The 17,658-nt window shown below is 68.6% G+C and carries 19 protein-coding genes; 11 read left to right on the top strand and 8 right to left on the bottom strand.

Annotated features, from left to right (window positions below):
* The first annotated feature begins 158 nt into the window (after nt 1–158).
* Both sigJ and AB0H88_RS37165 read left to right on the top strand, forming a co-directional pair.
* Nucleotides 159–1,106, top strand: a complete 948-nt coding sequence (gene sigJ / locus AB0H88_RS37170; RefSeq protein ID WP_357652921.1) for an RNA polymerase sigma factor SigJ — start codon at nt 159–161, stop codon at nt 1,104–1,106.
* Nucleotides 1,107–1,138: 32 nt separating this feature from the next.
* On the top strand, nt 1,139–1,372 hold the full coding sequence (locus tag AB0H88_RS37165; protein ID WP_357652919.1) for a DUF4177 domain-containing protein: 234 nt from the start codon (nt 1,139–1,141) through the stop codon (nt 1,370–1,372).
* Nucleotides 1,373–1,445: 73 nt separating this feature from the next.
* Here AB0H88_RS37165 and AB0H88_RS37160 read toward each other — a convergent pair whose 3' ends face one another.
* From AB0H88_RS37160 to AB0H88_RS37150, 3 genes are all read right to left on the bottom strand, one after another.
* Nucleotides 1,446–2,063, bottom strand: a complete 618-nt coding sequence (locus AB0H88_RS37160; RefSeq protein WP_357652917.1) for a hypothetical protein — start codon at nt 2,061–2,063, stop codon at nt 1,446–1,448.
* A gap of 217 nt (nt 2,064–2,280) precedes the next feature.
* Entirely contained in the window at nt 2,281–5,136 is a 2,856-nt protein-coding gene (locus tag AB0H88_RS37155) for an AAA family ATPase (protein WP_357652915.1), read from the bottom strand.
* Nucleotides 5,137–5,284: 148 nt separating this feature from the next.
* Nucleotides 5,285–6,109, bottom strand: a complete 825-nt coding sequence (locus AB0H88_RS37150; RefSeq protein WP_357652913.1) for an NAD(P)H-binding protein — start codon at nt 6,107–6,109, stop codon at nt 5,285–5,287.
* Between the two features lie 100 nt (nt 6,110–6,209).
* Between AB0H88_RS37150 and AB0H88_RS37145 the strand changes: the two genes are divergently transcribed.
* On the top strand, nt 6,210–6,674 hold the full coding sequence (locus tag AB0H88_RS37145; RefSeq protein ID WP_357652911.1) for a helix-turn-helix domain-containing protein: 465 nt from the start codon (nt 6,210–6,212) through the stop codon (nt 6,672–6,674).
* A gap of 7 nt (nt 6,675–6,681) precedes the next feature.
* Here AB0H88_RS37145 and AB0H88_RS37140 read toward each other — a convergent pair whose 3' ends face one another.
* Nucleotides 6,682–7,248 carry a nucleoside deaminase gene (locus AB0H88_RS37140; protein WP_357653009.1) on the bottom strand — a complete coding sequence of 189 codons (567 nt, stop codon included), beginning with the start codon at nt 7,246–7,248 and terminating at the stop codon, nt 6,682–6,684.
* 122 nt (nt 7,249–7,370) lie between these two features.
* Between AB0H88_RS37140 and AB0H88_RS37135 the strand changes: the two genes are divergently transcribed.
* Entirely contained in the window at nt 7,371–8,339 is a 969-nt protein-coding gene (locus tag AB0H88_RS37135) for an antibiotic biosynthesis monooxygenase (RefSeq protein ID WP_357652909.1), read from the top strand.
* A gap of 161 nt (nt 8,340–8,500) precedes the next feature.
* Nucleotides 8,501–9,301 (top strand): IclR family transcriptional regulator C-terminal domain-containing protein, encoded by an 801-nt coding sequence (locus tag AB0H88_RS37130; protein WP_357652907.1) that lies wholly within the window; start codon nt 8,501–8,503, stop codon nt 9,299–9,301.
* A 4-nt stretch (nt 9,302–9,305) separates the two neighbouring features.
* Here AB0H88_RS37130 and AB0H88_RS37125 read toward each other — a convergent pair whose 3' ends face one another.
* The 3 genes from AB0H88_RS37125 to AB0H88_RS37115 are packed head-to-tail and all read right to left on the bottom strand — an operon-like array spanning nt 9,306 to nt 11,312.
* Nucleotides 9,306–9,665, bottom strand: a complete 360-nt coding sequence (locus AB0H88_RS37125) for a hypothetical protein (RefSeq protein WP_357652905.1) — start codon at nt 9,663–9,665, stop codon at nt 9,306–9,308.
* On the bottom strand, nt 9,662–10,525 hold the full coding sequence (locus tag AB0H88_RS37120; RefSeq protein ID WP_357652903.1) for an extradiol ring-cleavage dioxygenase: 864 nt from the start codon (nt 10,523–10,525) through the stop codon (nt 9,662–9,664). Before AB0H88_RS37120 ends, AB0H88_RS37125 begins: the two co-directional genes overlap by 4 nt.
* A complete protein-coding gene (locus tag AB0H88_RS37115) occupies nt 10,518–11,312 on the bottom strand; it encodes a citryl-CoA lyase (protein ID WP_357652901.1) in 795 nt (264 codons plus the stop codon). The genes AB0H88_RS37120 and AB0H88_RS37115 overlap by 8 nt, the downstream gene beginning before the upstream one ends.
* Before the next feature lie 656 nt (nt 11,313–11,968).
* On the opposite strand from AB0H88_RS37115, the gene AB0H88_RS37110 reads away from it, so the two are divergent.
* The gene (locus AB0H88_RS37110; protein ID WP_357652899.1) at nt 11,969–12,322 is read left to right on the top strand and encodes a helix-turn-helix domain-containing protein; all 354 of its coding nucleotides are present in this window, start codon (nt 11,969–11,971) and stop codon (nt 12,320–12,322) included.
* Between the two features lie 35 nt (nt 12,323–12,357).
* Here the strand turns inward: AB0H88_RS37110 and AB0H88_RS37105 are convergent, their stop codons facing one another.
* Nucleotides 12,358–12,993, bottom strand: coding sequence for a TetR/AcrR family transcriptional regulator (locus AB0H88_RS37105; RefSeq protein ID WP_357652897.1), 636 nt, complete (start codon nt 12,991–12,993; stop codon nt 12,358–12,360).
* Between the two features lie 82 nt (nt 12,994–13,075).
* Here AB0H88_RS37105 and AB0H88_RS37100 point away from each other — a divergent pair, with 82 nt between their 5' ends.
* The 5 genes from AB0H88_RS37100 (at nt 13,076) to AB0H88_RS37080 (ending at nt 17,643) form a co-directional block, all read left to right on the top strand.
* Nucleotides 13,076–14,050: an aldo/keto reductase gene (locus AB0H88_RS37100; RefSeq protein WP_357652895.1), complete on the top strand. Its 975-nt coding sequence runs from the start codon at nt 13,076–13,078 to the stop codon at nt 14,048–14,050.
* A gap of 88 nt (nt 14,051–14,138) precedes the next feature.
* On the top strand, nt 14,139–15,518 hold the full coding sequence (locus AB0H88_RS37095; RefSeq protein ID WP_357652893.1) for a cytochrome ubiquinol oxidase subunit I: 1,380 nt from the start codon (nt 14,139–14,141) through the stop codon (nt 15,516–15,518).
* Between the two features lie 12 nt (nt 15,519–15,530).
* The gene (gene cydB / locus AB0H88_RS37090; protein WP_357652891.1) at nt 15,531–16,514 is read left to right on the top strand and encodes a cytochrome d ubiquinol oxidase subunit II; all 984 of its coding nucleotides are present in this window, start codon (nt 15,531–15,533) and stop codon (nt 16,512–16,514) included.
* Between the two features lie 152 nt (nt 16,515–16,666).
* On the top strand, nt 16,667–17,278 hold the full coding sequence (locus tag AB0H88_RS37085; protein ID WP_357652889.1) for an SIS domain-containing protein: 612 nt from the start codon (nt 16,667–16,669) through the stop codon (nt 17,276–17,278).
* Between the two features lie 176 nt (nt 17,279–17,454).
* Nucleotides 17,455–17,643 carry a HypC/HybG/HupF family hydrogenase formation chaperone gene (locus tag AB0H88_RS37080; protein ID WP_357652887.1) on the top strand — a complete coding sequence of 63 codons (189 nt, stop codon included), beginning with the start codon at nt 17,455–17,457 and terminating at the stop codon, nt 17,641–17,643.
* Nucleotides 17,644–17,658: the final 15 nt, after the last annotated feature.

Raw genomic sequence — 17,658 nt, 5'->3', positions numbered from 1 at the left:
ACCGCGGAAAATGTCAGGCGACGCGCCGAACTCACAGTCCCGTGCGCTGTCTCGTCGAACAGGTGAGGGCAACTGCGAGCAAGGTCGAACGGGTGAGGACAGCTGCGCGCAAGGTCGAACGGGTGAGGGCAGCTGCGAGCAAGGGAGCCATCGATACCATGACCACCCCATCCGAGCCGACGCCCGACGGGCCCGATCCCGGCCTGAGCGCGATCATGAGTGAGCGGCGTCAGCTGATCAATCTCGCGTACCGGCTCCTGGGCTCCCTGGCCGACGCGGAGGATGTCGTACAAGAGACCTACACCCGCTGGTACGCCATGACCCGGCAGCAGCAGGACGCCATCGAGGTCCCCGGCGCCTGGCTGACCACGGTCGCCAGTCGCATCTGCCTGGACCTGCTCGGCTCGGCACGGACCCGCCGCGAGAGCTACGTCGGCGAATGGATCCCCGAGCCGCTGCCCGACCCCACCGAGTGGATCACCGGGCGGTCGGGCGACCCGGTCGACCGCGTCACTCTCGACGAGTCGATCACCATGGCCTTCCTGGTCGTGCTCGACTCGATGACCCCCGCCGAGCGCGTCGCGCTCGTCCTGCACGATGTCTTCCGCTACTCCTTCGCCGAAGTGGCCGAGATCGTCGGCCGTACGCCGGGGGCATGCCGCCAGCTGGCCTCCTCGGCCCGCCGTCGCATCCGCGCCTCGCAGGCGCCCGCGACTCCGGCTTCGACGGCGCGGCAGTCCGGCATCGTCAGGGACTTCAAGCAGGCGTGGGAAGCCAAGGACATCGACGCCCTCATCGGTCTTCTCGACCCCGACGCCACGGCGATCATCGACGGCGGCGGCCTCGTCAGCGCCGGGCGCCACCCGATCGAAGGCAGCGAACAGATCGCCCGCTACATCCTCGCCCTCGCCGGCCGGGCACCCGACCTGACCATCCTGGAGCGTACGGTCAACGGTCAGCCCGGTCTGGTGGCTCAGCAGAACGCCGTCACCGTGACGGTGACGGCGTTCGACGTCGAAGATGGCCGGATCAAGCGCATCTGGGCGGTACGCAACCCCGAGAAGCTCCGGCCTTGGACGGCGGCCGCGACGCCCACCTCACGGTAGCGTGACGCGGCGATCCGGGGTTACCTGGACAGGTGATCGCGCGGGAGGCAGGCAGCATGGTGTGGGAGTACAAGATGAAGCGACTCGGCGGCAAAGTCAGCAGCAGCGAGTTGCAGCGGCAGTGCGACGAACTCGGCGCGGAGGGGTGGGAACTGGTGGGGTTCACCCCGGTGGTGGAGTTGAAGGATGAATCGGTGTCGTTCGATCGGCATTCTCCGGGGTGCTTGATGGTGTTCAAGAAGGCGTCGGCGCGGGACCTGGGCTGACCTGGCTGGAGCGCAACGTGACGCCCGGAGGGGTGGCGCGAGCGTGTCGTCGCGCCACCCCAGGGGGTTCCGGTCAGGGATCGTTCGGCTTGGGGTTGTGCGGGCTGCCGCCGCCACCACCGCTGCTGCCGTTGTTGCCGGCGAACTCGATGGGCTGGTACCGGGGCAGGACCACGGTGTTGGCCGAGGCGTCGGAGCCGTCGGTGCTGAGCGTCTTGTACACGGTCCAGATGAACTTGGCGAAGCCGAGGACCTGGCCCCAGTCGATGCCGTTGTTCCAGTGCACGATCGACACCGCGTACGTCTGCTCGGCGACGTCCGGTGAGACCTGCCCGGACCAGTTCTCCGTACGCTTGGAGTAGCCCAAGGCGGTGCCGTTGACGCCCCAGCAGTCGCCGCCGACCTCGCCGATGACCATGCCGTCGACGTTGAGGAGCAGGGCCTTGGCGCACAGGCGGACGCCGGTGAGGTAGACGCCCGACTCGACCGTCGAAACCCCGTAGACGTTGCCGCTGGCGTAGACCTTGACCGTGGTGTCGATGGTCTTGTTCTGGTTGTTGGCGTGCCAGGAGTGCAGCGACGCCTCGGCGACCAATCTGTCGGCGCTGGCCGGCGGTGACGCGACGACGAAGCCGGTCAGGACGATGAGGGCGCTGAATAATCCGGTGAGCAATCTTCTGGGGGTGCCCATGGAGGCCTTTCCGTTCGTGGTGCTCGGTTGATCCGTCCGAATTCTCACCACGGTGCCATTCACCGGCGAAGAGCCATCGACCCGTAATCGGGAAGGTCCGTCATTTCCCGGATGCCGCCTCGTCAGGGGGTACGTCGTTCAACGGATCCCGCGGCCGGTCCCGCCGATTCACCATGTCCGGGTGACCTCACGCCCGGCCCACCACGTCCGGGTGAGCTCACCAGCGGCCCGCCGACCGGCGGGCCAGGGCCGCGCGGGTGTTGACGCCGAGCTTGCGGAAGACGTGGGCCAGGTGCGTCTCGACCGTGCGCGGGCTCAGGTACAGCCGCTCGCCGATCTGCCGGTTCGTCAGGCCCTCGCCGACCAGCTCGACGATCTCTCGTTCACGCTCCGACAGCCGCCCACCCGCCCCATGGGCCACGGTGCCGCGCTGCCTGCGCCCGGCCTGCGCCGCCGGCCACGCAGCGCCGACCCGCGCGAACAGGGCCTTGGCCTGGCCGAGCTGCTCCTGCGCCGTGCGGATGTCGCCCGCGTCCGCGCTCACCTCCGCCAGCAGCATCCGGGCGAAGCCTTCGCCGACGGGCAGTCTTGCCGTGACGAGACACTCCACGGCCTCGCGAGCCGCCGCTTCCGCCTCATGCGGGCGGTCCGCGGCCATCGCCAGCGCCGCGCGGGCCGCCTCGACGTCGGCGGAGCGGGCCGGCGGCGCCCCCGACGCCACGACCGCGACGGCCCGCTCGTACCACTGCCCGGCCGCCGTCATGTCACCGCGGGCCGCCTCCGCCCGCGCGCGGCGGGCGAAGACACTCGCCGCGCCGGGCCCGACCCCCGACGGATCGCCGCCGACGCGAGCGGCCAGGAAGCGCCGGCAGTCCTCCGTACGACCGACCGACATCAGCACCTCCGACACCACGTCGTCGGCGATGGTCCGCCACCACGCCGAGCGCATTCCCGGACCGTGCAGCACCTCCTCCACCAGCGGCGCGGCGGCCTCGGGGCCCGCCTGCCACAGCAGCGGCCGGGACTTGACCACGTGCGCGAACGCGAGCATCTCGGCGCTGCCGAGATGACGCGCGATCTCCTCCGCCTCCTCGGCGTCGGCCAGCGCCGCCTCGATCTCGCCCAGCGCGGAACGGACCATGGCCCGCGCCGCGTGCAGCAGGGGGACGACGTTGTCGCGGCCGTGGTCACGGGCGACCTGCAAACCGCGGGCCAGGTGCCGCAGCGCGTCGTCGTGGTGGTCGACGATGAACTCGCCCCACGCCAGAGGTGCCACGACGCCGAGATCGTCGCACAGCTCGCGGTCGGTCAGGGCGTCCATGAACGTCTTGGCGCGGGCGAGGAGGCGATATCCGTCGGGGAAGCGGCAGCGGTACAGCTCGGCGACCGCGAGCAGCGTGACGGCCGACGCCGATGTCCCCGGCCGGGCAGCGCTCGTGTGCTCTCTTTGAGGGCTCGCTTGGTCCGGCTGGTCCAGGGCCTGTGAGGCGTTGTCCGCGGCCGAGTCCCACTGGCCCTGTAAGAGATCGATCGCCGCCAGCTCCACCAGGAGGGACGGCCTGCCCGCGGAGTCGTCCACCCGGGCCAGCTCGCCGGTCAGCAGCGCCCTGGCCTCTTCCAGCCGTCCCAGCGACCGTTGCATCGCGGACAGCAGCCCCACCGCCTGGTCCCTGTTGGCGCCGCCTTCCCGTACGAGCTCGTGCAGCAGCCCCCGAGCCTCCTCCAACCGCCCGGACACGCCGAGCGCCGCCGCGAGCGACACCCGCAGCTCCGGCGTCGCGTCAGCGGGCGACGCCTCCAGCGCGGCGCGGAACCAGCGCGCCGCCGTCGCGGGCGCGTTGACCGACACCGCTCCCGCCGCCGAGACGAGCAGCGCGGCCCCGTCCGCGTCGCCCACGCCTATCGCGTGCTCCATGTGCACGGCCCGGCGGACGTCCGAGGCGCCCCGCGCGAGCAGGTGCTCCGCCGCCCGGCGATGCGCCGCCCTCCTCCAGGAGGGCCCGGCCAGCTGGTACGCGGCCGCGCGGACCAGCGGGTGCCTGAACACCAGTGCCCGCCCGGCCGTGCCGAGCACCCTGCGGCGTACCAGTTCGTCCAGCGCCGCCTCGACGGTAGGGAGGTCCAGCCCGGACACGGCCGCCACGAACGCCGCAGCCAAGTCGTCACCGGCGACGGCCGCCGCCTGAGCCACCAGCTGCCGGTCCGGGTCCAGCCCGGCGAGTTCGGCCACGATCAGCCGGTCAAGGGCGTCGGTCCTGGTGACCTCCGTGAGAACACCGGACCCCTTGACCCCCGCGAGAGCGCCGGCACCGGTGACCTCCGCGAGGTCGGCGGCCGGGGTGTCCGGCAGCGTGGCCAGGATCTCCAGGAACAGCGGGTTGCCGCCGCTTCGCTCGTACAGCCGCCGCCTTCCCGGACGGGACAGCTGCCGCCTCCCCGGAGGGGCCGACTGTCCGGCGAGCATGGTGTCGGCCTCGGCGGCCGACAGCGGGCCGAGTGGCAGGTTGACGACGTTCGCCGAAGTCAGCGACCTGGCCAGCCCTCTGGGCAGCTCGCCGGTGCGGCAGGCGAGCACAATCACGGCGCTCGTGTTCGGCGGATGCCTGATGTGGTAGTCGATCACCTCCACCGAGGCGTCGTCGGCCCACTGCACGTCGTCCATCAGGACCAGCAGCCTGCTCGACGCGCCCATCCGCTCCACGCCCTGACGCATCTCGCGGAAGCGGCGGTGACGGTCCAGACCGGCCAGGTCACCCGTCCCGGTCTCCCGCGACAGCAGCGCGCGCAGCCCATCGAGATGTCCGGCGAGCTCAGGATGCTGGTGGGCGTCGGCGAGCGCGTCCTGCACGATCCCGTACGGCGCGCTGCGCTCGAACTCGGTGGCCCGTCCGGCGATGGCCATGATGCCCCGTTCACGCGCGAGATCGGCGAACGCGCCCAGCAGCCGGGTCTTGCCGATGCCCGGCTCACCGGTCAGCGACACGAAGACCCACTGCCTCCGCGCATCCAGGAGACCCGACAGGTGGGCCAGTTCGGCAGTTCTGCCGACCAGTGGACGCCGGGTCTCGAACACCTGCTACCTCCCACGGACACGCCGCTCTCGGCCGGGAGGATCGCCCGGACATGACCATGTGTATCCCCCGCAAATCTCCGCCAAAGCAACGGACGGCGGCTGCGTCATGGTGGCGGGCTAGCTCGGCCGTACGAGGACCGAGAACGTGCTATTTGAAGGCCGCGATGTTGCGCTCCGCCCACTCGGCGAAGGTACGAGGCGGGCGCCCGAGGAGCCGCCCGACGTCCGGGCTGACGCGCTGCTCGGCGGCGGACGGGGCGCCGAGGGCGCCGAGGGTGGCCTCCACGACCGGCTCGGGCATGTACTCCAGCATCTGGGCCCGAGCCTCCGCGCGGCTCTGCTCAACGAACCGCACCGACTCGCCGAGGGCGTCCCCGATCGCCGCGGCCTGCTGCCGGGGTGAGATCGGTGCCGGTCCGGTCAGCGTGTAGACCTTGCCCTCGTGGCCTGGCCCGCGCAGTGTGACAGCGGCGACCTCGGCGATGTCGGCCGGGTCGATGGCCGGCACCGCGACGTCGCCGAACGGCGCCGTGACCACCCGTCGCGTGCGGACCGAGTCGGCCCATTGGACCGTGTTGGAGGCGAAGTTGCCCGGCCGCAGCATCGTCCATGCCAGGCCCGACTGCTTGACGGCGTCTTCCAGATGCGACGGGTGGCGTCGCGTACCCACGCCGTGGGAGGACAGCAACACGACCCGCTGGACGTCGGCCGCTCGTACGACGTTCATGACATCACTGAGATCGCCGTTCGCCATGAAGTCGGGGGAGGTCAGCAGGAACAGCGCTGCGGCTCCATGGAGGGCGGGCTTGAGGCTCCGCGGTTCGGCCAGGTCGGCTCGCTGGTGCCTTACTCCCTCCGGCGCGTCCAGCTCTGAGATCCCGCGCGACACTGCCGTCACCTGCTCGCCGGCCGCGACGAGCGCCCGCACGAGCGGCTGCCCGACATTGCCCGTGGCCCCAGTCACCACAATCATGTTCACTCCCGGTGGTCGATGTCCTCTGTGGACTCGATGGAAGCTACTAGCCTTGTGATAGTAGGTACCTAGACGAAAGTATTGGCGTGGAGGCTGCATTGTGACCAACGGCACACCTTGGCCGGCTCCTGCCGACATCCCTCCGGAGCTGGCATGCCCGATCACCCCGGTGGTCGACATCGTCTTCAGTCGCTGGACCACTCCGATCCTGTGGGTGCTCAATGAATTCGGGCGGCATCGGTTCGTGGAGCTGCAACGCCGCATCACCACCATCACGCCCAAGGTGCTGACCGAACGGCTGCGGCAACTGGAACGTGACGGGCTCGTGGTGCGCACCTACCACCCCGAGGTTCCGCCTCGGGTGGAGTACGAGATCAGCGAACTGGGACGCAGCCTGGCACCGCTGTTCGAGACACTCGCCGACTGGTCGGTCAACCTGGACAAGGTCGAGCAGGCCCGGCTGGACTACGACGCCAGGAAGTCACCGTCAAGCTCGACCCGAGGACCGCGACCGCGACCTGGACCGGCCGCATCACCTGAACACCCTGACCGGCACCCGTACTGACAGCCTCTCAGTACGGGTGCCGGCCGGGCTTGTTCATCCATGCCGCGCAGGCCTTGGTGCCGAGATCGGGCTGAGCCTGCTGGATCAGGATCCTTCGCTCGTCGAGAGGCCGGGTGAAGTCCTGGTACTGGAACTCGTCGTCGAAGCCGATCTTCTTCGTCGCTGCCAGGTCGAAGGCGAAGTAGACCCTGTCGATACGTGACCAGTAGATGGCGCTCATGCACATGGGGCAGGGGGCGCCACTGCTGTAGAGCGTGTATCCCATGAGCATCCGGGCTCGCTCCGGCATGAGATCGGGGGATCCCTCAGGGCGCGGCACGAGCTCCAGGGTCGATTCGTTCTGCCTGCTCTCCGGTATGGAGGGGGCCCGGGAATTCAAGATCTGAATCGCCTTGCGGATGGTCTCCACTTCGGCATGGGCCGTGGGGTCGCCGGTGAGAAGGACGCGATTCTGCCCTCGGGCGATGATTTCTCCGTCGTTGGTGAGGACCGCACCGAAAGGGCCGCCCCAACCGTTCTCTACGGACTCGATAGCCAGTCGTACCGCTTCCGCCATGAAATCCTTGGAGTCCATTCCGAAACCTCTGATCCGTAAAAGGCGGTTGAAGTTTCGGCCCTTCGCCGAGCTGGTCAACCGCTGCCTCCGATGTGCCGGTTTGCTCCTTCCCCGGGCGCTGCTGCACTACACTCGGCCCCATGAAGCCTGGTGGTGGCCACGGTCCCGACGGTCAGGGCGCGACCGTGGTTATTTCCTCGAAAGTTCGCGAAGGCCGCGACAATGATTATGAGCGATGGCAGGACAAGACGACTGAGATCGCTCGCGGTTTTCCCGGATTCGAAGGAACCCAGATTTATCCGCCGACCGGCGGCGAGCAGAATTCGTGGGTCGTCGTATTTCGCTTCTCCAGCATCGGGCAATTGACCGCGTGGCTTGATTCAGAGGTGCGGCGGAAACTGCTCGACGAGGTTGGCCCGATGTTGGAGGAGCCCGCGTCGCAGGAGGTTCTCGCCGGGGGGACGGCGGTCCGGGAGGCCATCACGGCAGTGATCTCGCACAATGTGCGGCCGGGGCGCGAAGCTGACTTCGCGCGCTGGCAGGAGAAGGTCCGCAAAGCGCAGGATAGGTTCGCGGGCTTCATGGGGACCGAGGAGTTCGAGCCCGTGAGTGGCGTCCAGGATCGCTGGGTCGTGCTGCTTCGCTACGACACCCGTGAGCATCTGGACGAATGGCTCGGGTCCGACAGCCGCAGGAAACTGCTGGAGGAGGGTCGCGACTACTTCGTCGACTACGACGTGCGGAAGGTCCAGTCGGCGTTCAGCGGCTGGTTCCAGTTCGGCCGTGAAGCAGGAGAGGGTGCCCCACCGAGCTGGAAACAGGCCATGACCGTGCTGCTCGTTCTCTATCCCACGGTGATGATCCTCAACCTGACAGTGGGCCGTGGGTTCGCGACGGCGCACCTGCCCGGATATCTCGCCATGTTCCTCAGCAACGTGTTGAGCGTCACCGTCCTCACGTGGCTGGCCATGCCGCTGGTGAACAGGGTCTTCGCGGCATGGCTGGCACCCGGCCGGACGGCTTCCGCCCGCACGAACGTGGTGGGCGCCGTCATGATCGTGCTCTGCTACGCGGTCTCCATCGCCGTCTTCGGGTTGATCGGCGGCTAGAGGCGACTAGAGGCGGCTTCTCCCGGTGACGGCGATCGACCAGCCTGCTCGGACAAGTGTCCGGCTGGCGGTCGCCCGCTGGTACAATCAGGCGATTCCCCGCAGGTGCCACGGCCGGGACGCCGCCGCCATGCGGACAACCGAGCAGAGGAAGACCTCCCATGGCGCGCGCCGAGACCGGACCCGATTTCATCGAGGCGCTGGCCCGTGGCCTCGATGTCATCAGAGTGTTCCAGCCGGGACGGGCGAGCATGTCGCTGACCGAGGTGGCCACCGCGGCCGGGCTGGCCCGTCCGACGGCCCGGCGGATCCTGCTGACCCTGCAGGAGCTGGGATACGCGCGGGCCGAGCAGGGCGGCTTCGCGCTCACCCCGCGCGTGCTGGAGCTCGGGATGTCGTACGTGCGCTCGATGGGTCTGTGGGAGGTCGCCCGGCCGCATCTGGAGCGGCTGGTCGAGCAGACCAACGAGTCCTCTTCGATCGCCCAGCTCGACGGGTCGGACATCGTCTACGTCGCCCGGGTGGCCGTGCCGAAGATCGTCGCCCTTCGGGTGCAGATCGGGACGCGGTTCCCGGCCCTGCAGACCTCGCTCGGCAAGGTGCTGCTCGCCGCGCTGCCGCCCGCCGAGGTGAGCCGGGTCCTGGCCGAGCCGAGCCGCTCGGGCATTCAGCCGCGCTGGGAGCCGGACGTGGAGGAGCGCGACGCGGCGCTGCGGGTGGTGCGGGCCAAGGGCTGGGCGCTCACGGACGAGGAGCTCTCGCTGGGCATCCGGTCGATCGCCGCGCCCCTGCGCAACGGGCTTGGCGAGGTCATCGCGTCCGTCAACGTCAACGTCCACGCCGCCGAGACCTCCGTACGGAAGCTGACCCAGGAATACCTGCCGCTGCTGCTCACCACGGCCGGCGCGATCAGCGCCGACTGGGCGCTGTATGAGACGGTGCCCGAGGTCACCGCCTCGTGATGACTCAGGTGGCGATGTCGGGATAGGGCAGGGCGAAGTGCGCGAGCCGCTGGGCGTACTGGAGCTGGAAGCCCAGAGGCTCGTGGTCCCGCTCGAACATCGCGATGAACAGCGTGAGTGTGAGGAAGGGGTGCGCCCCCAGCCCGAACAGCGCCGGATAGTCGTGCGTGGCCAGCGCCTCGCGCTCGACGTCGTCGAACCGCAGCCAGGTGGAGGACTCGCCGCCGTGGCAGTTGAGTATGCGGTTGGCGTAGTCGGCCTCCCACATCGCCACCGTGCCGCGCGGGTCCTCGCGGTAGCGCTCGACGAGCTCGGGATCGCGGTCGACGGTGAACAGGAACTTGTCGAGCAGGTACTTGCTCACGAGCGGCCTCCGTTGGGATACCAGGTGAAGTAGGCCTCCATGGTGTGGAACAGGTCGTACGTGTCGACGTAGTCGGCCTTCCTGCCCTCGCCCGCGACGCCCATCATCAGCATGAAGTCCATGAACCCGTGGGTGGCGTTGCCCGGCGTCCACAGGCTGTCCAGGGACACCTCGGCCAGGCAGCCCTCGATGTCCCCGGACGCGATCCAGCCGACGGCCTTCTGGTCGAACTCCGGGTCCGGCCCGTGCGGGCCGAACTGGCGGGGCCCGCCGAGCTCGAGCGACAGGTGCCCGGTGCCGATGACCGCGACCCTCTTGTCGGCCGGCCACGCTTCGACCAGCTGCCGGATCGTCCGCCCGAGCTGGACGAACCTGGCCGGGCGCGGTAACGGCGGCGCGAAGATGTTGGTGTAGATCGGCACGATCGGCAGGTCGTTCTGCGGCCGGAGCGTGATGATCGGACACGTGATCGAGTGGTCGATCCGCAGCTCGTTGGAGAACGCCAGGTCGAACCCGGCGTCCATGCCTTCCCGCAGCACGTACGCGGACAGGTCCTCCTGGCCCTTGAACAGCATCCTCGGCAGGCCGAACTCGCGCTCCTCGTTGTAGAAGTTCGCGTCGTAGAAGGGGGCCTTGCCGATCAGGAACTGTGGCATGTTGTCCAGCCACAGCTGGTGGAAGTGGTCCGAGCCGACCATCACCAGCACGTCCGGGCGGGCCCGGGTCAGCGTCTCCCGGAACGCCTCCACCTTGCGTACCCACTCGTCCGCGAACGGCGGGCGGTCCTCCCCGGTGGCGGTGCTGGCCCGGTAGAAGAAGGGATGGTGGGTGGACGCGATCACCGCGACCAGTTCAGCCATGCGAACCTCCTGGGGGATGCGGCTCGGGTACGACGGACCGGTGGTTCAGGTCGACCGACAGGAAGATCTCGTTGGCCACCGGGTGGCGCAGCTCCTCGGCCAGCTGCCCGATCAGCCCCGCCGTCCTGGCCAGCAACGCGAACCCGCGCAGCAGTTCCAGGGGCAGCCCCAGGTCGGCGAGCGCCGCACCGCAGACTCCGGCCCCGTTGAGCGGCAACGTACGGCCCAGCACCCGCGGATGGACGCGGCCGATCGCGGCGAACAGCGACAGGTGCGGCCCGTGGAGCCCCTCCTCTGCGGCGATCTGGAACAGCCGCGGCGTCCGGGGGTCGACCTCCTTGTGCACGTGGTGGCCGAGGCCGGGGATGCGCCGCGCCGCCGTACGCCGGCCCGACACGACGTCCAGCGCGACGGCGTCCCACCCGGCGTCGTCGTCCGGCGGCGGGCCGTCGAGCGATGTCAGCACGTCGTGCAGGAAGCGGCCGCAGTCCTCGGTGACCCCGAGAAAGCGGGACCCGCCGCCGAGCAGCCCGGCCGCCAGCGCGCCCTGTACGGAGTCGGGCGCGGACAGGTACGTCAGCCGGGTCACGATCGCCGTGGGCGTGAACCCGTGGTCGGCCAGCGCGGCGAGCACGGCTTCGAACACGCGGGTCTCGCCCGGCGTCGGCCGCCGCTGGGTGGCCAGCCAGAAGGCCAGCTCACCGAAGCCGACCTTGCCCATCACCTCCTCGGCCAGATCGTGGCCGAGCAGGGTGATCGACGTCGGCGTCGACGCGCCGAGCGCCATAGTGCCGGTACGGCTGCGAACGCTGCACGCTGATGCCTCCCACGTCCAGCCGCCCGCCACCGGGACGGCTCGGCGGGCCCGTCACCCCCGAGTGTCGCACGCGCGTGGCGCCCGTTCCGTACGGCAAAGACGATCACCCACGAGGTCAGGGCCTGCTTCGCTGGCTGCCGAAAATCTGTAGTGGCTGCGGTAGACATTCGCGGTTACGGACGCTACAGTTTCTGACATCGCAAGGACGGATCCAACCGGGCAGAACACGAAGCACCAGCATGACGACGAACTGCCCGGATGAGTTTGACGAAATACCAGGTGATGGCAGCGGTCGGACGTGACGGGGCCAGCGCAGTGGCAAGGGGCCCTGACCGTGGACGCGCTGCCACACGAGAAGCAGGAAAAAAGTTCGAGTGACAGAAGGGAGTGTTGAACGCCATCGGGATCGCCCGTTGCCGGCTGATTGCTCGCCGCTCGGGTACCGGAGTTCCACAGATGGGAAGGTGGTACACGGTCACGCATCCGCGATCCCCGCGTCATGGCCGTCCACTACGGCTGACGCGGACGACAGTAGACCGGCCAGATGGCCGGTAGATGGTGTTGAACCTCTTCGGGGCCCCGGCGCGAAACGCGCCGGGGCCCCCTGACGCATGCGGAAGGTATTTATGGATCAAACCCCACCAGCACGTAGCGACCCCACACTCGCTCCCAGCAACGCCGACGATCGGTTCGACGATGAGGACTACCCCGCCTACAGCATGGGCGCGGCCGCGGAGATGCTCGGCGTCACCGCCGCCTTCCTACGTGCGTTGGGCGCCGCCAAACTGATCGAGCCGCGACGCTCCAGCGGTGGCCACCGTCGCTACTCCCGCTACCAACTACGTCTGGCGGCCAGGGCCCGCGAGCTCGTCGACCAGGGCACCGCCCTCGAAGCCGCCTGCCGCATCATCATCTTGGAAGACCAACTGGCCGAAGCGCTGCGGATCAACCGTTCCCGGGAGCGTTCGGACGAAGGCTGACAGCTGACGACGATGATCACGTCTCCAGGGCTTCGTCAGAGGGCCTCACGAGCCCGCCGGCGCAGAAGGTAGCCAGTGATGTGGTCGTGGGCGGCGGTGACGGCGCGAGCGGCCAGGCCGTCGATGTCCTGCGGTGGCCGGGCGACTCTCGGGAGCAGCGTGGCGTAGCCGTGCGCCGTGGACAGATGAACGTAGACGAACTCCGCGGTCTCGGCCCAGGAGACGTCGTCGGGCAGGGCGTCCGAGGTCAGGGTCATGAGGGTGTCCGTGAGACGGCGGCCCTGCTCCTGGACGGTCTGCTTGTAAGCGGCGCTGAAGTCGTACGAGTAGACGAGGTCGATGCCGGCGCGATGGTCCAGGACATAGCGCGTGTACGCGCCCGCGGTGGCGGCGAGCCGGTCGATCGGGTCGGGTCCCGCCTGCTCGGCCGCCTGGGCGAGGAGGTCGGCGATGTCGGCGATGACGGCGGCCGCGCAGGCGGCCAGCAGAGCCTCCCGATCGGGAAAGTGGCGGTAGGGCGCCGCCGATGACACACCCGCGCGGGCGGCGACCTTGGACACGGAGAAACCCGCCACGCCGATCTCGGCCAGGAGCGCGATGCCCTCGCGGATCAAACCGGCGCGCAGATCGCCGTGGTGGTAACCGCGCTGCGGTGTCGTTGGACTGCTCACGGCGAACGATTGTCCCCTCTTTCCGATGTTAGAGTACTCTTACTTTATGTAAGAGGCTTCTAACATTCGGAGAGAGAGCATCATGCAGCAGCGGAGTCTCGGGCGACAGGGCCTGACGGTGTCGGCTCTGGGATACGGCGCGATGGGGATCTCCCTGGCGTACGGACCCTCGGACAAGGAGGAAGGGGCCGCGACGATCCGCCGGGCCCACGAGCTGGGAGTGACGTTCTTCGACACGGCCGAGCTCTACGGGCAGGGCGAGAACGAGCGGATCGTCGGGGCCGCGCTCGCACCGGTGCGAGACGAGGTGATCATCGCGACGAAGTTCGGGTTCGACTTCACCGGCACCCGGGAGGGCGGCGTCGACAGCCGTCCCGAGCACATCCGCGAGGTCGTCGACAACAGCCTGCGCTACCTCGGTGTCGACGTCATCGACGTGCTCTACCAGCACCGCGTCGACCCCAGCGTGCCGATCGAGGACGTGGCCGGTACGGTCAAGGAGTTCGTCGAGGCCGGGAAGGTCCGCTACTTCGGCCTGAGCGAGGCGGGCGCCAACACCATTCGCCGCGCGCACGCCGTACATCCCGTGTCGGTTCTGCAGACCGAGTACAGCCTGTTCGAGCGCGAGGTCGAGGCCCTCTTCCCCGTCCTGCGCGAGCTCGGGATCGGGTTCGTCCCCTACTCGCCGCTCGGCCGTGGCTTCCTCACCGGCCAGGCCAAGCCCGGCGCCGAGTACGACGCCACTGACATGCGAGTCTGGGACGCCCGCTTTCAGCCCGGCAACTACGAGAAGAACGTGGCGGCCACCAGCCGGCTCGCCGACCTGGCCGCCACCAAGGGCGCCACGGTCGCCCAGCTCGCCCTGGCCTGGCTGCTCGCCCAGGGCGACGACATCGTCCCCATCCCGGGCACCCGCGACCCCAAGCGCCTGGCGGAGAACGTCGCCGCCGCCGAGCTCACCCTCGACGACACCGATCTGAAGCACATCGCCGACATCCTCCCGACCGGCGGCTTCGGCGCCCGCTATCCCGAGCAGCACCTCCCCACCTGGGATTGACCCCCACGTCGGCACACGGCGAGTGCGCCGCCTCCGGCTCAGCGTGTCATGACACGCTGGGCATGTTCGGATACGTACAGTAGCGACCATGAATGCCGTGGATCTCGCACGTTGGCAGTTCGGGGTCACCACGGTGTACCACTTCCTGTTCGTGCCCGTCACGATAGGGATGTCACTGCTGGTGGCGATCCTGAACACGGCCTGGGTGCGGACCGGCAAAGTGGCCTACCTGCGCGCCACCAAGTTCTTCGGGACGCTCTTCCTGATCAACTTCGCCATGGGCGTGGTGACGGGGATTGTGCAGGAATTCCAGTTCGGGATGAACTGGAGTAGCTATTCCAGGTTCGTCGGCGACATCTTCGGGGCGCCGCTCGCGCTGGAGGCGCTGCTGGCGTTCTTTCTGGAGTCGACGTTCCTCGGGCTGTGGCTCTTCGGCTGGGAGCGGCTGCCGAAGAAGGTACATCTCGCGTGCATCTGGATCGTCGCGTTCGGCACGGCGGTGTCCGCCTACTTCATTCTGGCCGCCAACTCGTTCATGCAGTGGCCGGTGGGCTTCCGGCTCGACGGGCGGGCCGAGTTGGTCGACTTCGGGGCCGTGTTGAGCAACAAGGTCCTGCTGGTCACCTTCCCGCACACGATCTTCGGGTGCTGGCTGGCCGGTGGCGTGATCCTCATGGCGGTTTCCGCCTGGCATCTGGCCAGAAAGCGAGATATCGACGTATTTCGCCCGTCGCTTCGGCTTGGCATCGCGGCGGTGCTGCTGGGCGCCCTCGGCACCCTCGTCTCCGGGGACCTCCTCGGCAAGATCATGACGCAGACCCAGCCGATGAAGATGGCAGCCGCCGAGGCGCTCTACGAGACGCGGCAGCCCGCGCCGTTCTCCCTGTTCACCATCGGGACGCTGGACGGCACCAAGCCGATCTACCAGCTCGAGATCCCGGGCCTGCTGTCCCAGCTGGCCACCGGCTCGTTCAGCGGCAAGGTCGAGGGCGTCAACAACGTCCAGGCGGAGTACGAGCGCAGGTTCGGACCGGGCGACTACCGTCCCTACATCCCGGTCGCCTACTGGGGTTTCCGGCTGATGATCGGCTTCGGCATGCTCGCCGCGCTGGTGGCGCTCCTCCTGCTCTGGATGACCCGTGGACGGCTGATCCGCGGCAAGGACTGGATCTGGAAGGCCGCCGTCTGGTCGGTCGTGCTGCCCTTCCTCGCGAACAGCTTCGGGTGGATCTTCACCGAGATGGCCAGGCAGCCATGGATCGTCTTCAGCCAGATGAGGACCGCGCGCGGCGTCTCACCGAGCGTCGGCGCGGGGACCGTACTCACCTCGCTGATCGTCTTCACCGCTCTGTACGGCGCGCTGGCCCTGGTGGAGGTCGGTCTCATGATCAAGTACGGCAGAACGGCCCCGCCCCCCGCCGACGGTACCGAGCCGCAGGACGGCGGCGAGACGTCCTTCGCCTATTAGGGGGATCGGGTAGTGGAGCTCACCGAGATCTGGTTCGTGGCGATCGCCGTCCTGTGGGTCGGGTACTTCGTCCTGGAGGGGTTTGACTTCGGCGTCGGCATGCTGCTGCACGTCATGGCGCGGAACGACGCGGAGCGCCAGGCGATGCTCGACACGATCGGCCCCGTCTGGGACGGCAACGAGGTGTGGCTGATCACCGCGGGCGGCGCCACGTTCGCCGCCTTCCCCGAGTGGTACGCCTCGCTGTTCAGCGGGTTCTACGTTCCGCTGCTGCTCATCCTGCTGGCACTCATCGTGCGTGGGGTGGCCATCGAGTATCGCGGCAAGCGGGACTCGGTGACGTGGCGGCGGTGGTGGGACGTGGGCATCGCGATCGGCTCGTTCGTGCCAGCGCTGCTGTGGGGGGTCGCCTTCGCGAACATCGTGCGGGGCGTGAAGCTCGACTCCCATCACGACTACGTCGGTACGTTCGGGGATCTGCTCAACCCGTACGCGCTGCTCGGCGGGCTGACCACGCTGTCCCTGTTCGTCACGCACGGAGCCGTGTTCGTGGCGTTGAAGACCAGCGGCGAGATCAGCCGGCGCGCGGCCACGCTGGCGCTGAAGACCGGCGGCGTGGCGGCCGTGCTCGCGGTGATCTTCCTGGCCTGGACGCAGTTCCACGGCGGCGGGGTGGGCACGGTGGTCCTGGCCGCCCTCGCCGTCCTTTCCTTCGTGGCCGCGCTCGGCGCCATCGCCAGGGGGCGTCAGGGGTGGGCGTTCCTGCTGTCCGCGGTCGCCGTCGGCGTGGCCGTGATCTGCCTGTTCGCGGTCCTTTATCCCAACGTCCTGCCCTCGACGGTCAACCCGGCCTACAGCCTGACCCTCCAGAACGCGGCCGCGACGCCGAAGACGCTCGGCATCATGACCAGGATCGCGGCCATCTTCCTGCCGCTGGTGGTGCTCTACCAGAGCTGGACCTACTGGGTCTTCCGCCACCGGATCAGCGCCGGTTGAGGTCTTTTCTTCGCGGCGGAACGGCCATTGTTTCAGTAAATCGTCGACATTATCTCCGCCAAAAGGAAACGGGACTCCAACCTCCTGTAAAGCGCGATTGTCGGCCATTGTTCCCGGGAACTGACAATCGAGAGCCGAGGAAAGGATCATCCATGACACTCGCTCTCGGCACGTATCTCCAGGAACGTGATGAAGCCGGCCTCGCGCTGGCGGATGATGCCGAGCGGATCGCCCGCGCGTGTCATGCCGTGGCCCTGCGCTTCCATCTGGGTGGCCGGCTGCTGAGCTTCGGCACCGGCCAGTCGGCGGCCGACGCGGCGCATCTCGCGGTGGAGTTCGTCCATCCGGTGATCGTGGGGAAGCGCGCCCTGCCGGCCTTCTCGCTGGCCAATGACGCGTCGGCGATGAGCGGGCTCGCCCGCGCGGGGTTGTTCGCGACGCAGCTGCGGCTGCTCGGGCGCGCCGGGGACATCGCGGTGGGCATCACGATCGACGAGGACTGCGACAACGAGGACTGTCACGGCGAGGACTGTGACGAGGTGGCGGCGGGGCTCGCCGTGGCGCGTGAGATGGGCATGACGACGGTGGCGCTGACGAAGGCGGGCGGGCTCGGCAGCGCGGTGGTGGATCACCTTCTCACGGCACGCAGCCGTGATCCGCGGGTCGCCCGCGAGCTCCAAATGACGACTTATCACGTGCTGTGGGAGTTGGTGCATGTGTTCTTGAACGACCCTCGGCTCGCGGCGACGGAGGTCTCCCGATGACCTCGCCGGGAGATCCGGACCAGTCGAGTCCAGTAACTTCGCCGGGAGGTTCGGACCAGTCGAGTCCGATGACTTCGCCGGGATGCCCGGACCAGTCCGATGCGGTGACTTCGCCGGGAGGTTCGGACAGGTCGAGTCCGGAGTGCCCCGACGAGGTGTGTGTGACCTGCTCGGACATGGCGGTACCTGTCCGGATCGTCGCTCTGCGGCCCGGCCACCTCGCCCTGGCCGACACCGCCGTCGGTGCGGAGGAGATCAGCGTGCGACTGGTCGACGCGCGAGCCGGCGACGTGGTCCTGGTGCACGCGAAAGAGGCCATCGCGGTGCTGGAGAGAACAGTGCCGGAAAGAACGGTGCCGGAGTGAGCGGTGCCGGAAAGA

Origin of the sequence: Nonomuraea sp. NPDC050680, assembly GCF_040654555.1 — a bacterium.
In the GTDB taxonomy this organism is placed as follows: Bacteria; Actinomycetota; Actinomycetes; order Streptosporangiales; family Streptosporangiaceae; genus Nonomuraea.
Note: the sequence above shows the minus strand (reverse complement) of the source record. Positions and strands in the feature narration are given on the sequence as shown.